Origin of the sequence: Bacillus sp. hwrm1 (assembly GCF_040207805.1) — a bacterium.
In the GTDB taxonomy this organism is placed as follows: Bacteria; Bacillota; Bacilli; order Bacillales; family Bacillaceae; genus Bacillus; species Bacillus velezensis.
The window spans coordinates 2,829,614-2,843,281 of record NZ_CP157943.1 but is presented as its reverse complement, the minus strand read 5'-3'; the positions used below and the strand labels follow the sequence as shown (position 1 = coordinate 2,843,281).

Annotated in this window: 15 protein-coding genes and 1 riboswitch; of the genes, 13 read left to right on the top strand and 2 right to left on the bottom strand. The window is 50.1% G+C overall.

Features of this window, described 5'->3' with window-relative positions; genetic code table 11:
- Nucleotides 1-72 precede the first annotated feature (72 nt).
- The 9 genes from ABK447_RS14075 to ABK447_RS14035 all read left to right on the top strand — a co-directional run bounded on the left by ABK447_RS14075 (nt 73) and on the right by ABK447_RS14035 (nt 9,439).
- Nucleotides 73-897 carry a M55 family metallopeptidase gene (locus ABK447_RS14075; RefSeq protein ID WP_007407248.1) on the top strand — a complete coding sequence of 275 codons (825 nt, stop codon included), beginning with the start codon at nt 73-75 and terminating at the stop codon, nt 895-897.
- Between the two features lie 14 nt (nt 898-911).
- Nucleotides 912-1,838 (top strand): ABC transporter permease, encoded by a 927-nt coding sequence (locus ABK447_RS14070; RefSeq protein ID WP_007610853.1) that lies wholly within the window; start codon nt 912-914, stop codon nt 1,836-1,838.
- 5 nt (nt 1,839-1,843) lie between these two features.
- Complete coding sequence (locus tag ABK447_RS14065; protein WP_094031671.1) at nt 1,844-2,791, top strand: ABC transporter permease; 948 nt, start codon at nt 1,844-1,846, stop codon at nt 2,789-2,791.
- Between the two features lie 5 nt (nt 2,792-2,796).
- A complete protein-coding gene (locus tag ABK447_RS14060) occupies nt 2,797-3,825 on the top strand; it encodes an ABC transporter ATP-binding protein (RefSeq protein WP_094031672.1) in 1,029 nt (342 codons plus the stop codon).
- Complete coding sequence (locus ABK447_RS14055; RefSeq protein WP_012117375.1) at nt 3,822-5,441, top strand: peptide ABC transporter substrate-binding protein; 1,620 nt, start codon at nt 3,822-3,824, stop codon at nt 5,439-5,441. The genes ABK447_RS14060 and ABK447_RS14055 overlap by 4 nt, the downstream gene beginning before the upstream one ends.
- An 87-nt stretch (nt 5,442-5,528) precedes the next feature.
- On the top strand, nt 5,529-6,464 hold the full coding sequence (locus ABK447_RS14050) for an LD-carboxypeptidase (protein ID WP_061581970.1): 936 nt from the start codon (nt 5,529-5,531) through the stop codon (nt 6,462-6,464).
- A gap of 36 nt (nt 6,465-6,500) precedes the next feature.
- Complete coding sequence (locus ABK447_RS14045) at nt 6,501-7,568, top strand: dipeptide epimerase (protein WP_206701171.1); 1,068 nt, start codon at nt 6,501-6,503, stop codon at nt 7,566-7,568.
- Nucleotides 7,565-8,464, top strand: coding sequence for a C40 family peptidase (locus ABK447_RS14040; RefSeq protein WP_015239704.1), 900 nt, complete (start codon nt 7,565-7,567; stop codon nt 8,462-8,464). The genes ABK447_RS14045 and ABK447_RS14040 overlap by 4 nt, the downstream gene beginning before the upstream one ends.
- A gap of 3 nt (nt 8,465-8,467) precedes the next feature.
- Nucleotides 8,468-9,439, top strand: a complete 972-nt coding sequence (locus tag ABK447_RS14035; RefSeq protein WP_007610864.1) for an ABC transporter ATP-binding protein — start codon at nt 8,468-8,470, stop codon at nt 9,437-9,439.
- A 27-nt stretch (nt 9,440-9,466) separates the two neighbouring features.
- Here the strand turns inward: ABK447_RS14035 and ABK447_RS14030 are convergent, their stop codons facing one another.
- Nucleotides 9,467-10,516 carry a lactonase family protein gene (locus ABK447_RS14030; protein ID WP_025284622.1) on the bottom strand — a complete coding sequence of 350 codons (1,050 nt, stop codon included), beginning with the start codon at nt 10,514-10,516 and terminating at the stop codon, nt 9,467-9,469.
- A 70-nt stretch (nt 10,517-10,586) separates the two neighbouring features.
- A complete protein-coding gene (locus ABK447_RS14025) occupies nt 10,587-11,447 on the bottom strand; it encodes a dimethylarginine dimethylaminohydrolase family protein (protein ID WP_015239707.1) in 861 nt (286 codons plus the stop codon).
- A gap of 189 nt (nt 11,448-11,636) precedes the next feature.
- Here ABK447_RS14025 and ABK447_RS14020 point away from each other — a divergent pair, with 189 nt between their 5' ends.
- The 4 genes from ABK447_RS14020 (at nt 11,637) to ABK447_RS14005 (ending at nt 13,640) form a co-directional block, all read left to right on the top strand.
- Nucleotides 11,637-12,155, top strand: coding sequence for an acyl-CoA thioesterase (locus ABK447_RS14020; protein WP_003154772.1), 519 nt, complete (start codon nt 11,637-11,639; stop codon nt 12,153-12,155).
- A 99-nt stretch (nt 12,156-12,254) separates the two neighbouring features.
- Nucleotides 12,255-12,800: a GNAT family N-acetyltransferase gene (locus ABK447_RS14015; protein WP_007407237.1), complete on the top strand. Its 546-nt coding sequence runs from the start codon at nt 12,255-12,257 to the stop codon at nt 12,798-12,800.
- A 12-nt stretch (nt 12,801-12,812) separates the two neighbouring features.
- A riboswitch (guanidine-I (ykkC/yxkD leader) is annotated at nt 12,813-12,921 on the top strand.
- Nucleotides 12,922-12,987: 66 nt separating this feature from the next.
- Nucleotides 12,988-13,326, top strand: coding sequence for a multidrug efflux SMR transporter (locus ABK447_RS14010; RefSeq protein WP_015239709.1), 339 nt, complete (start codon nt 12,988-12,990; stop codon nt 13,324-13,326).
- The gene (locus ABK447_RS14005; RefSeq protein WP_100001403.1) at nt 13,326-13,640 is read left to right on the top strand and encodes a multidrug efflux SMR transporter; all 315 of its coding nucleotides are present in this window, start codon (nt 13,326-13,328) and stop codon (nt 13,638-13,640) included. Before ABK447_RS14010 ends, ABK447_RS14005 begins: the two co-directional genes overlap by 1 nt.
- The last annotated feature ends 28 nt before the right edge of the window (nt 13,641-13,668 follow it).

The window sequence follows — 13,668 nt, the reverse complement described above, 5'->3', positions numbered from 1 at the left end:
CCTTTTTTAATATAATTTGTTAGAATATTCATAATTCAATATCGGAATTTTAAGTAAAAAAGGAGGCATTACATGAAACTGTATCTATCTGTGGATATGGAAGGGATTTCCGGGCTGCCTGATGAAACATTTGTCAATTCCCGCATGCACAATTATGAGCGCGGCAGGGTTCTGATGACCGAAGAAGCAAACTGGTGCATCGCAGAAGCGTTTAATAACGGATGCACGGAAGTGACCGTGAATGACAGCCACTCAAAGATGAATAATCTGCTCGCGGAAAAACTTCACCCTGAGGCAGAGCTGATTACGGGGGATGTCAAGCCGTTTTCCATGATGCAGGGGCTTGATGAATCGTATTCGGGTGTGATGTTTATCGGCTATCATGCGAGAGCGTCGATGCCGGGCGTTATGTCGCACAGCATGATATTCGGCGTCCGCCACTTTTACATAAATGATAAGCCGGTCGGTGAACTGGGGTTAAATGCCTATCTCGCCGGATTTTACGATGTCCCGGTCATCATGGCTGCAGGAGATGATTGCGCCGCAAAAGAAGCGGAGGAGCTGATCCCGAATGTGACGACTGCCGCCGTCAAACAAACCATTTCAAGAACCGCGGTCAAATGCCTGTCCCCTCAAAAAGCCGGACGGCTCCTGACGGAAAAAACAGCCTATGCGCTCAAAAATAAAGATAAGGTCAAACCGCTGACTCCGCCTGAAAGACCTGTATTAGGCATTGAATTTGCCAACTACGGACAGGCTGAATGGGCCCATTTAATGCCGGGCACAGAAATCATCCCGGGAACGACAATCGTTCAATTTCAGGCAAAAGACATGCCGGAAGCCTATCAGGCCATGCTCGTCATGACAGAACTCGCCATGAGAACAACATTCTGTTAAAGGGGTGAACGGCATTGCTGCGGTATTTTATCAAACGTTTTATCGCCATGATTATGACCGTCCTCGTCATCACCACTCTGACATTTGTCATGATGAAAGTGATACCCGGCTCGCCTTTTAACGAAGAGCGGGGCACAAACGAAGCGGTCCAGCGAAATCTCGAATCCTACTACCATCTGAACGAACCTCTTATCACTCAATACGCCATCTATCTAAAATCCATTCTTACCTTTGATTTCGGTCCTTCAATTAAAAAACCGTCAGACAGTGTAAACGCCATGCTTGAACGCGGGTTTCCGGTCTCATTTGAGCTTGGGATAACGGCGATCATCATCGCGGTTATTTCCGGGCTCGCGCTCGGCATAATGGCCGCTCTCAGGCGCGGCGGATTTCTCGATTACGCGGCCATGAGCCTTGCGGTGCTCGGGATTTCCATTCCGAATTTTATTATGGCTACGCTGCTGATTCAGCAATTTGCGGTTCATCTGAAATGGTTTCCGGCAGCTACCTGGACGAGTCCCGTTCACATGGTCCTGCCGACTGTTGCGCTTGCCGTCGGTCCCATGGCCATTATCGCGAGGCTGACAAGATCAAGCATGGCCGAAGTGCTGACTCAGGATTACATCCGCACGGCAAAAGCAAAGGGGCTTTCTCCCGTCAAAATTGTGATCAAACACGCATTGAAAAATGCTCTTATGCCTGTTGTGACAGTCCTCGGGACGCTTGCCGCAAGTATTTTAACAGGCAGTTTCGTCATCGAGAAAATTTTTGCCATACCGGGAATGGGCAAATATTTCGTAGAAAGCATCAATCAGCGTGATTACCCGGTCATCATGGGAACGACCGTATTTTACAGTGTGATTCTGATCGTCCTGCTGTTTCTGGTTGATTTGGCATACGGCCTGTTAGACCCGCGCATAAAACTTCATAAGAAAGGGTGATCCTGATGAATCTCCCGCAAGAAACGGTAAAACACACAGAAGTGCCTGATGACTGGTTTCAGCCGGGCGCGGAAAGAAAGGGTGAAACCGAGTCGGTCAAGCGTCCGAGCCTGTCTTACAGTCAGGATGCGTGGCGGCGGCTTAAAAAGAACAAATTGGCGATGGCCGGGCTTGTGATATTATGCTGCCTGTTTCTATCGGCTGCGTTCTGTCCGCTGATATCACCGCACAGCGTGACAAGGCAGACGCTCGCCGAGCAGAATCTTCCGCCGTCTTTTTCACACTGGTTCGGAACCGATGAACTTGGCCGGGACGTGTTTACAAGAACGTGGTACGGAGCGAGGATCTCTTTATTTGTCGGTGTGATGGCGGCGCTGATCGACTTTTTGATCGGCGTCATCTACGGAGGCGTCGCCGGCTACAAAGGGGGCCGGACAGACAGCGCTATGATGAGAATTATCGAGGTTCTCTACGGATTGCCGTATCTGCTCGTTGTCATTTTGTTAATGGTGCTGATGGGGCCGGGGCTCAGTTCCATTATCGTCGCTCTGACCGTGACGGGATGGGTCGGCATGGCGCGGATTGTCAGAGGGCAGGTGCTGAGGATGAAGCATGATGAACACGTATTGGCTTCGAAAACGTTTGGAGCGAAAACATTTCGGATCATTAAGAAAAATCTGCTGCCGAATACGATGGGAGCCATTATTGTCCAAATGACGCTTACGGTGCCGGCGGCGATTTTTGCGGAATCATTTTTAAGTTTTCTCGGACTCGGCATTCAGGCGCCGTTTGCAAGCTGGGGAGTCATGGCAAACGACGGGCTGCCGGCGATTTTATCAGGCCATTGGTGGCGGCTGTTTTTCCCCGCTTTTTTCATTTCCTTGACGATGTACGCGTTTAACGTACTTGGAGACGGCTTGCAGGACGCGTTAGACCCGAAACTGAGGAGGTAGGAAAAATGGCGCAGCAAGTTCTTTCCGTTCAAAATCTGCATGTTACTTTTTCAACATACGGAGGCACTGTAAAAGCCGTCAGAGGCGTCAGCTTCGATTTATATAAAGGTGAAACGTTTGCGATCGTCGGTGAATCGGGCTGCGGAAAAAGCGTGACGTCACAAGCCGTGATGGGTCTTCTTCCGAAACATTCGGCAAAGATTGAATCCGGAAGCATACAATTTAAACAGAAAGACCTTTGCCAAATGTCGGATCGGGAAATGCGGGGAATCCGGGGGCTCGATATTTCTATGATCTTTCAGGACCCGATGACGGCGCTCAATCCGACTTTGACCATAGGGAATCAGCTCTCAGAAGCGCTGTTGGAACACCGCGCCATGACAAGAAAACAAGCTGAATCCGAAGTTCTCGCCATGCTGGATCTGGTCGGTATCCCGGACTCGAAATCCCGCCTGAAGCAGTACCCCCACCAATTAAGCGGGGGCATGCGGCAGCGGATCGTGATTGCGATGGCTCTGATCTGCGAGCCGGAAATTATGATCGCCGATGAACCGACAACGGCTCTTGATGTGACGATTCAAGCACAAATCCTTGAATTATTTAAGAAGATTCAAAGAAAAACAGGCGTGTCTATTATTCTGATCACACACGATCTCGGCGTCGTCGCTCAGACCGCCGACAGAGTCGCCGTCATGTATGCGGGGAAAATCGCCGAAATCGGCACGAGGCATGATATTTTTTACCGTCCGGCTCATCCGTACACAAAGGGGCTGCTTCGTTCAGTGCCGCGGCTGGATATGGAGGATAGTGAGCTGTCGCCGATTGACGGGACGCCGCCTGATTTATTCGATCCGCCGCCGGGCTGCCCGTTTGCCGCCCGCTGCCCGGACAGGATGATCGTCTGTGAAAAGGTATACCCGGCAACAACCGTGAAATCCAAAAGCCATATCGTCAACTGCTGGCTTCAGGATCACCGTGCAGAGCGGCTGAAGCAGCAGCTGACGGCAGCAGAGGAAAAAGGGGGATTGAAATGAAAAAGAGATGGGCGATCGGTGTGATTGCTGTTGTTTCGTTTGCTCTGATGGGCTGTACAGCCAATGAACAGGCGGGGACAGAACCCGGAAAAGCAAAAGAACAGGGGGGTGAAACGGTGCTGCGGCTCAATAACGAAAATGAGCCGACCTCACTTGATCCGCCGATCGGATTTAATAATGTTTCCTGGCAGCCGCTGAATAACATCATGGAAGGATTGACGAGGCTCGGAAAAGATAATAAGCCCGAACCGGCCATGGCGGAAAGCTGGAAGGTGTCCGCTGATAAGCTGACATATACCTTCAATATCCGGGATAACGCCGAATGGACAAATGGCGATCCCGTTACGGCGGAAGACTTCGTGTACGCCTGGAAACGGATGCTCGATCCGAAAACGGGCGCATCTTCCGCTTTTCTCGGCTATATGATCAAAGGCGGGGAAGAATTTAACAGCGGAAAAGGCAAACAAGAAGACGTGAAAGTCACGGCAAAAGATAAAAAAACGCTTGTCGTCACATTGGCGGCACCGCAGGATTATTTTCTGAGCGTCGTGTCCAATCCGGCGTATTTCCCGATTAATGAGAAGGTCGCCAAGGCTGATCCGAAATGGTTCACTGAAGCAAAAACCTTTGTCGGCAACGGGCCGTTCAAACTGACGGAATGGAAGCATGACGACAGCATGACGATGGTCAAAAACGAGACGTATTGGGATAAAAAGACGGTGAAACTGGATAAAGTCACATGGGCGATGGTCAGTGACCGGAATACCGACTATCAGATGTTCCAGTCGGGGGATTTGGATACCGCCTTTGTGCCGGCAGAGCTGAGCGAGCAGCTGATGGGAGGGAAAAATGTCCGCACGTGGGATCAGGCCGGACTCTATTTCTATCGTTTTAACGTAAAAATGGAGCCGTTTCAAAATGAAAAGATCAGAAAAGCGTTCGCGGCAGCGATTGATCAGAAAGAAATCACGGATTATGTGACCAAAAACAGTGAAAAGCCGGCACATGCCTTTGTGTCCCCGGGATTTACTCAGCCTGACGGGAAAGATTTCCGCGAAGCGGGCGGCAGTTTATTAAATCCGGATGAATCAGAAGCCAAAAAACTGCTGGAAAAAGGCATGGCAGAAGAGCATTATGACAAGCTGCCCGCCGTTACATTGACATACAGCACAAAACCGGAGCATAAGAAAATAGCGGAAGCGATTCAGCAGAAGCTCAAAAGTGTGCTCGGTATAGACGTTAAGCTCGCCAATATGGAATGGAACGTCTTTTTAGAAGAGCAGAAAGGACTGAAGTTCCAGTTCTCTCAAAGCTCATTTTTACCGGATTACGCAGATCCGATCAGTTTTCTAGAGGCTTTCCAGACGGATAATTCCATGAACCGCACCGGCTGGGGCAGCGCGGCATACGACGGCTACATCAAGCAGGCAAAACAGGAAGCCGATGCCAAAAAACGTTTTGCGCTCATGCATAAAGCGGAAAAACTGCTCATGAACGAGGCTCCGATCATTCCGATTTACTTTTACAATCAGGTGCATCTGCAGAACAGCGGCGTGAAGGGCATTGTCCGGCACCCCGTCGGTTACATTGATCTGAAGTGGGCGGAAAAGTCCTGATCTTACAGCGGAAACATACGCCGCTCTTTTGCCGATAAAGGAGCGGCGTGTTTCACTTTTCAATCCGGAAAGGAGATTGAAAAAGTCATGAACCATAAACCGAAAGCACTGCAAAAAGGCGACACGGTCGGTGTGATTGCGCCCGCAAGCCCGCCTGAGAGCGGGACGCTGCAAACCGCGCTGCTGTTTTTAGAGAATGAGCTTGGCCTTCAAGTGAAACTCGGCCGGGCGCTGAAGACCCGTCACGGCTATTTGGCGGGAGAGGACCGGGCGCGCCTCGATGATCTCCATGACATGTTTAGTGATCAGAATGTCAAAGCGGTGATATGCGCGTGCGGAGGATTCGGCACGGGCCGCATTGCCGCCGACATCGATTTCGGCTTAATCCGCCGCAATCCGAAAATTTTCTGGGGATACAGTGATATCACGTTTTTACATACCGCCATTCATCAAAATACGGGGCTCGTCACATTTCACGGCCCGATGCTGAGCACGGATGTCGGGCTTGAAGATGCTGATCCCCTGACAAAAGCGTCGTATCATCAGCTTTTTACAGAAACGGAATTCACCTATACGGAGGACATTTCTCCCTTAGAGGTGCTGACAGGCGGAAGGGCCGAGGGAGAGCTTGCGGGAGGCAACTTGTCGCTCATTACGTCCACACTCGGCACGGCGTTTGAAATTGATACAAAAGACAAATTGCTGTTTATCGAGGATATTGATGAGGAGCCGTATCAAATCGACAGAATGCTGAATCAATTAAAGATGGCCGGAAAACTGTCAGACGCAGCCGGAATCCTGGTCTGTGATTTTCACCAATGCGAACCGAAGCATAAAGAAAAGTCGCTTACTTTAGAGCAAGTGCTGAACGATTACATTGTCAAATCAGGGAAGCCCGCGCTTAAAGGCTTTAAAATCGGCCATTGTTCACCGAGCTTCGCCGTTCCGATCGGAGCCCGCGCGGTTATGGATACGGCGGCCAAAGCGGTAACGATTGAATCGGGGGTTTCCGGAAGGGAGTGATCAGGCGTGAGGATTACAGATATTCAAACGGGACGGATGTCCGTGCCGCTGAAAAAGCCGTTTAAGACCGCTTTACGCACGGTTTACAATGCTGAATCGGTCATTGTGAAGCTCACTTTTGACAACGGTCTGACCGGCTGGGGGGAGGCGCCGCCGACGGTTGTCATTACAGGCGACAGTGCGGCCGGTATTGAAAGCGCCGTCCACGATGTGCTGAAGCCCGCTCTCTTGGGGCGGGGCCTTTCCGGCATGGAAGCCGTTTTGTTTGATATCAGCCGGCTGTTGGAAAGAAATCAAAGCGCAAAAGCCGCGGTGGATATGGCTGTATATGACGGATGGGCGCAAATGCACGGACAGCCGCTTTACCGGCTTCTCGGCGGCTATCGGAATACACTGGAAACAGATTTTACCGTCAGCGTTAACTCTCCTGAGGAGATGGCGGGGGATGCAGACCGTTATGTGAACAAAGGATTTCATATTTTAAAAATAAAAGTCGGCATAGGTGACATATCAGACGATGTTGCCCGGATTCAGGCGATCAGATCACGTGTCGGCGGAAACGTCAAACTGAGATTGGACGCCAACCAAGGCTGGACTTCGAAAGAAGCCGTGACTGCGATCCGAAAGATGGAAGACGCCGGACTGGACATTGAGCTGGTCGAGCAGCCTGTTCACAAAGACGATATCGCCGGGCTGAAGCAGGTCACCGATGCCGTAGACACGCCGATTATGGCGGATGAGAGCGTCTTTACCCCCCGTCAGGCCTTTCACGTGCTGCAGACGAGAAGCGCCGATTTAATTAATATTAAGCTGATGAAAGCGGGCGGCATAAAGCAGGCGGAAACAATCAATGCGATGGCGGAAACGTGCGGCGTGGAGTGCATGGTCGGCAGCATGATTGAGACCAAACTCGGCATCACCGCCGCGGCCCATTTTGCCGCGGGCAAACGGAATGTGACGAGGTTTGATTTTGATGCGCCGCTTATGCTGAAAGATGATTTGATTCAAGGCGGCATCACATACAGCGGCAGTCAGATTGCGATTCCCGACGAACCGGGTCTCGGCATTACCGGTGTGTCGATACAAGAGGGGGCGAAAAGATGAGAGCAGCCGTTACAGCGGCGGCAGCCAACGTATGGACGCTGCCGTCATCTCCCCGTTCGTATGATGCGCCGATGCTTGAAAACCCGCCGCAGATCAGAAAATGGTTAGCGTCTATGGGATATGAAGAGCGGCTGCAATTATGCACAGACAACCTTGTCCAAACGCAAGCGCTTTTCGGGGAAGAAGTGATCATTCTCAAAGAGGAAGGGGAATGGACTTTTGTCGCCGTTCCCGGCCAGCCTTCAAACAAGGATGTGCGCGGATATCCGGGGTGGATGAAAAAAAGCCAGCTTTCAAAAGACGGCTTTCATACATCTTCCCCCGCCGTATGGATTACCAAACCGACAGCTTTTTTATATCACACAAATGGCGAACCGGACTTGGAAGTAAGTTTCCTAACGCGTCTTCCGGCATCAGGACGTGAGAAAGGCTTTTTCCGGGTGGTGACGCCGCTCGGAGAAAGGTTCGTAAATGAAGCTGACGCAGACGAGTGCCGGCATACGGAAGGACGGGCGGCCGATGTCATCGAAACGGGCATGATGTTTCTCGGGCTTCCGTATTTATGGGGAGGACTGAGCGGTTTCGGGTTTGACTGTTCCGGGTTTATGTATTCGATATTTAAAGCAAACGGCTATACCCTTCCCCGTGATGCAACGGACCAAGCAAAAGCCGGATGCGGCGCGGCGGTAAACGATATCCTGCCGGCTGACCTTTTGTTTTTCGCCTATGAAGAAGGAAAAGGCGCGATCCACCATGTCGGTTTGGCGCTGGGAGACGGCCGAATGCTGCACTCCCCGAAAACGGGAAAAACAATCGAAGTGCTGTCTTTGGAAGGAACCGTCTATGAAAAAGAATTATGCACCGTACGCCGCTGTATAAGCGAAAAGGGGGAATAGAAAATGACGGCATCTCCGCTCCTTGAAGTCAGCGGGCTGAAAATGCATTTTGACGCAGGAAGAAAGAAAGCCGTAAAAGCAGTCGACGGTGTCAGCTTTCACATTAAAAGAGGGGAAACATTCGGACTTGTCGGAGAATCGGGATGCGGTAAATCGACGCTCGGAAGGGTTATTCTCCGTCTGTATGACCCGACGGCCGGTTCGGTATCATATGAAGGGACGGATATACACCGTGCCGCGGCAGAACAGCGGTCGGTCTTCTTCCGCAAGCTGCAGATGATTTTCCAGGATCCTTACGCCTCGTTAAATCCGCGCCTGACCGTAAGGGAAATTATTATGGAGCCGATGGAAATCCACAATCTTTATAATACAAGGAAAGCCCGTCTGATGATGGCGGATGAACTGCTTGAAGCTGTCGGGCTCCATCCGGATTTCGGCAGCCGGTATCCCCACGAATTCAGCGGCGGACAGAGGCAGAGAATCGGGATTGCCAGAGCGCTCTCTCTGCATCCCGAATTTATCGTGGCGGATGAGCCGATTTCCGCGCTGGATGTGTCGGTACAGGCTCAGGTCGTCAACCTTTTAAAAAGGCTTCAGAAAGAGAAAGGGCTGACATTTTTATTTATCGCCCACGATTTATCAATGGTCAAGCATATCAGCGACCGGATCGGCGTGATGTATTTGGGCCGCATGATGGAAATTACAGAAAGCGCTGCGCTTTACCGGGAACCGCTTCACCCTTATACGAAGGCGCTTTTATCCTCAATCCCGATTCCTGATCCGCTTCTTGAGGACAAGCGTGAACGGATTATTCTGAAAGGGGAGCTGCCGAGCCCCCTTAACCCGCCGAGCGGCTGTGTATTCAGGACGCGGTGTCCTGAAGCGATGGAGCTCTGCGGTAAGATAACGCCTGAGCTTGAAGAAGTGAAGGCGGGGCGTTTTGTCGCCTGCCATTTATACAAAAAAGAAAGCTGACAATATAAAGTCAGCTTTCTTTTTTAATTAAACCTGATGCAGAAATGACACGCAGACCGGATACGGAACCGGAATGTCAGATTGAAGCAGAGTCAATTTGCCCGTTTCCGGATCACGTTCAAACAAAACCAGATTTCCCGTTTCTTCGTTTGACGCGACAAGGAATGTCTCGGAAGGGTCAAACGCGAAATCACGCGGCCAGTTTCCTTCTGTCGGCACCCATTCAATAAGAGACAATTCGCCGGAATATTGGTTGATCTTAAAGATGGCGATGCTGTCATGTCCGCGGTTGGCGGCATAAAGAAATCTGCCGTCTTTAGATATGCGGATCGCGCTGCCTTGCGATTTGTCCGTAAAGCCTTCAGGCAAAGCGGAAATGACCTGCAGCTCTCTGAATTCACCTAAGGTCGGGTTGTATTCAAGCGCGATGACTTCATTACTGATTTCCGTCATGACATAGGCGTATTTTTCCGCCGGATGGAAAACGATGTGGCGCGGCCCTGAACCCGGTGCGAAAGAGTGAGTTTTCACCTCTGTGAGCGAACCGTTTTTCATTTGGTAAGTATAAAGCGTATCCGTCCCTAAATCGACGGCTGCAATGTAGTTATGCTCAGGTGTATAGCCTGCGAAATGGGTATGCGGTTTCTCTTGTCTTTCATGAGGACCTGTTCCCGTATGAGCGGCTTCGGCAGCCGGCTCCCGCAGACTTCCGTCTTCATTGACGGGAAAGGCGTGCACTTTTCCGCTGTGGTAATTAGCGGTTAACACATATTCATGTTTATCATCAATGCTGACGTGGCATGGAGACGGGCCTTCAATCAGCTGGTGGTTCACAAAAGTTAATTCCCCGCTGTTCTGATGAATCTGATAGGCTGCGACGCCGCCTTTTCCGTCTGCCTTTTCAATGGAATACAGCATGCTGTTATCAGAATTCGGAGTGACGTATGTCGGGTTGCCGAGCTTTGCTGCCAGCTTCGGACGGCTGAGCCGTTTCGCTTCTGTATCAAGTTCAAAACAATAAATGCCTTCGCTTCCGCCTTTTGTATATGTTCCCGCGTATCCTATGTACTTAGCCATTCGGTTTCCCCCTTTAGAGTCTTGTCTTCTCTATATTAACGTATCTTGAAGGAAACTGCCTTGTAAATGTTTAAGATGTTCTGACAAGCGGCAAGGTGCAGCAGCGGAAGGAACCGCCTGATTTAATAATTTCGGAAAACTCGGTTTCAATGACTGTATAACCTCTTTTTCTGAGCTCGCGGTTCGTATGACGGTGCTGAGGCAGGCTGATAATTGTCTGATTGCCGATTGACAAGATATTAGGACCGAGCGTGAATTGCTCTTCTTCAGGCACTTCTATCATCTCAAAACGTTCGGCGAGAAGATCAATTTCTTCCTGCCGCAAGCCATTTTTGCAGTATAGCGCCTCCGTTTCCGAGATCATATTAAATACACAGTCCAAATGTAAGAAATCTTCCTTGAGAGGGATCGGCACTACCGTCATCTCCGGCAGTGCCTCCCGCAGCTCCCGGACAGCCGCTTTATCCGTGCGCTCGCTCAGCCCGGCGTAAACGGTGCCGTCTGCGATCAAGATGTCGCCGCCTTCAATGTTCGCTTTTTTCAGTCGCGTATAGGGGATTTTCTTATTGTCAAGCAGGTTTTGAAACACTTTTTCTTCTCCCTGCCGGACTGAAGCCGCCATGTTTGAAATAAACGCCGTCTCGCCTAAGACAAATCCGATATCCCGGGTGAATACCTGCTCAGGCAATGCGGGATCGGCAGGCAGCAGGACGACTTCAATCTGATGAGATCTTAAAATGTCAATAAACTCACTATGCTGTTTGAGGGCAACGGGTATGTTAATATTTTCTTGTTTGAAATGTTTCTGCGTTCCGTTAATAATATCCTTGATGGCCATGTGTTCCGGCCGGCATAAGATGACTGTCTGCAAAGCATCAAACTCACTGCGGCAAGCCGGTTTCCGCGTGGATTTGGGAATGGATACGTCCATGTGATATCCTCCTATCGGTATTCAATGTGCGTTTATTATTCCCGGATGTGATGAATAATGAAACATTTATGAGAGAATATCTAACCAACTTAATATTTAAAATTTTAGACAAAACGGTCAAAGTATTGTTTAATAGGGTACAGATGAATGAGTCAAAACGACCAGACACCAAAGGGGAGTTTAAATAATATGAAGTTGCCAGAATCAAGATTTTGCAAAGAAACAAGGGTTGTTAAAACAAGCAGGGTTTTTCCGCTTGATACGAATAATCACAATACGCTGTTTGGCGGAAAGCTGATGAGCTACATTGATGATATCGCTTCAATTTCCGCGGCCCGCCACTGCCGGTGTGAAACAGTCACGGCCTCAATGGATTCTGTAGATTTTTTGCGCCCCATCGGCCAACAGGATTCCGTATGCCTTGAATCTTACGTCACATGGGTCGGCACATCGTCTATGGAGGTGTTTGTTAAAGTCATTAAAGAACATCTGATGACGGGCGAACGCGAGCTTGCGGCAACGTCGTTTCTGACCTTTGTCGCGCTTGATTCAAACGGGAAATCGGTACCCGTTCCGCGGATCGTGCCGGAAACCGAGGAAGAAATCATGCTTCACAATACGGCCGTTCAGCGCGCCGGAGAACGAAAAAACCGCTTAAAACACAGCAAGGCCCTGGCCGAGGCGCTCGGAACAGATAAACCTTGGTAATCATCAAACCGCTTTTTTAAAAAGCGGTTTTTTTATGCTGAGAAAGGACTTTTCCTGCCGGATCCATAATCTATTACAGGGAAAGGAGACGTGGCGTGCATGATGAAACATAAGTCTTCCGGCACCATCCTGACAACCGGGCGTATCCGTCTGCGGACTATGCGGGATGACGATGAAGAAAATTTGTACGGGCTGTTTACCGACAGAGAGGTCATGAAATATTATCCTTCTCTTAAAAGCAGACGGGAAACGAAGGAATGGATTGCCTGGAACAAACGATTGGCCGCAGGATACGGCGTCAGTCTTTGGATCGCAGAGGATAAAGAGACGGGCGCATTTCTCGGTCAATGCGGAATCGTTCCGCAGACGGTAAACGGAAACACTTTGATGGAAATCGGCTATATGTTTGCCCGCCGCCGCTGGGGCTGCGGCTATGCGACAGAGGCGGCGAACGCCTGTCTGGACTACGGTTTTCATACGCAGCAATACGGACGCATAGCGGCGCTGATTGATCCGGAAAACGCTGCCTCCGTCCGTGTCGCGGAAAAAATCGGTATGGTGCCCGGTGAGACCGTTACCAAATGGGAGAGGCAGCTGACGGTTTTTGACATCACATCTGACGTTGAACGTTTCGGCGAAATGTAGTATGATACGAACAGACATGTTTTCTAGGGTTCCGCATGTTCATACATGGCCTGGTCCGAGAGAAAACACATATGCGGACATATCCCGCATATGCACACGGAGGGAAAAAAGCCCGGGAGAGTCAATCTCATGTGAGACGACTATCCGGGCTTTTTTGTATTGTCCGGATACAGAAAGGATGAAGAACATGAAATGGGGTTTAGTGGTCATAGCGGCCGTATTTGAAGTGGTATGGGTCACCGGCCTGAAACATGCTGATTCGGCACTGGCGTGGAGCGGCACGATTGTGGGAATCATCATCAGTTTTTATCTATTAATCAAGGCGACAGACAGCCTGCCCGTAGGAACGGTATATGCGGTCTTTACCGGACTCGGGACAGCGGGCACCGTGCTCAGTGAAATCCTGCTTTTCAAAGAGCAGGCCGATCCGGTGAAAATCGTGCTGATCGGCGTTTTGCTGATCGGTGTCATCGGATTAAAGCTGGTCACACAGGATAAGCCTGAGACGAAGGAGGAGAAGGCGTAATGCATTGGATCAGCCTGATAGCCGCGGGTCTTTGTGAAATGCTCGGGGTCTTTTTAATGAATCAATTTCAAAAAGAAAAGAAAGTCAAATGGATTCTTTTCATTATCGCCGGATTTGCGGCTTCTTTTTCCCTGCTTTCTTATGCGATGGAGACGATCGCGATGGGCACGGCCTATGCGATCTGGACCGGTATCGGCACGGCGGGCGGCGCATTAGCCGGCATTCTTTTCTACGGCGAGCAGAAGGATGCGAAGCGCATCTTTTTCATTGCGCTTATTTTATGCGCTGCCGTAGGGCTGAAAATTCTTTCGTAAATTGATTTTTATCAAATCTTCAGTATAA

What these genes read in the sequence shown, in the direction of transcription:
- ABK447_RS14075 (WP_007407248.1), top strand. Translation starts at nt 73, where the DNA reads ATGAAACTGTATCTATCTGTGGATATGGAAGGGATTTCCGGGCTGCCT.
- ABK447_RS14065 (WP_094031671.1), top strand. Translation starts at nt 1,844, where the DNA reads ATGAATCTCCCGCAAGAAACGGTAAAACACACAGAAGTGCCTGATGAC.
- ABK447_RS14060 (WP_094031672.1), top strand. Translation starts at nt 2,797, where the DNA reads ATGGCGCAGCAAGTTCTTTCCGTTCAAAATCTGCATGTTACTTTTTCA.
- ABK447_RS14055 (WP_012117375.1), top strand. Translation starts at nt 3,822, where the DNA reads ATGAAAAAGAGATGGGCGATCGGTGTGATTGCTGTTGTTTCGTTTGCT.
- ABK447_RS14050 (WP_061581970.1), top strand. Translation starts at nt 5,529, where the DNA reads ATGAACCATAAACCGAAAGCACTGCAAAAAGGCGACACGGTCGGTGTG.
- ABK447_RS14045 (WP_206701171.1), top strand. Translation starts at nt 6,501, where the DNA reads ATGTCCGTGCCGCTGAAAAAGCCGTTTAAGACCGCTTTACGCACGGTT.
- ABK447_RS14040 (WP_015239704.1), top strand. Translation starts at nt 7,565, where the DNA reads ATGAGAGCAGCCGTTACAGCGGCGGCAGCCAACGTATGGACGCTGCCG.
- ABK447_RS14035 (WP_007610864.1), top strand. Translation starts at nt 8,468, where the DNA reads ATGACGGCATCTCCGCTCCTTGAAGTCAGCGGGCTGAAAATGCATTTT.
- ABK447_RS14030 (WP_025284622.1), bottom strand. Translation starts at nt 10,516, where the DNA reads ATGGCTAAGTACATAGGATACGCGGGAACATATACAAAAGGCGGAAGC.
- ABK447_RS14025 (WP_015239707.1), bottom strand. Translation starts at nt 11,447, where the DNA reads ATGGACGTATCCATTCCCAAATCCACGCGGAAACCGGCTTGCCGCAGT.
- ABK447_RS14020 (WP_003154772.1), top strand. Translation starts at nt 11,637, where the DNA reads ATGAAGTTGCCAGAATCAAGATTTTGCAAAGAAACAAGGGTTGTTAAA.
- ABK447_RS14015 (WP_007407237.1), top strand. Translation starts at nt 12,255, where the DNA reads ATGATGAAACATAAGTCTTCCGGCACCATCCTGACAACCGGGCGTATC.
- ABK447_RS14010 (WP_015239709.1), top strand. Translation starts at nt 12,988, where the DNA reads ATGAAATGGGGTTTAGTGGTCATAGCGGCCGTATTTGAAGTGGTATGG.
- ABK447_RS14005 (WP_100001403.1), top strand. Translation starts at nt 13,326, where the DNA reads ATGCATTGGATCAGCCTGATAGCCGCGGGTCTTTGTGAAATGCTCGGG.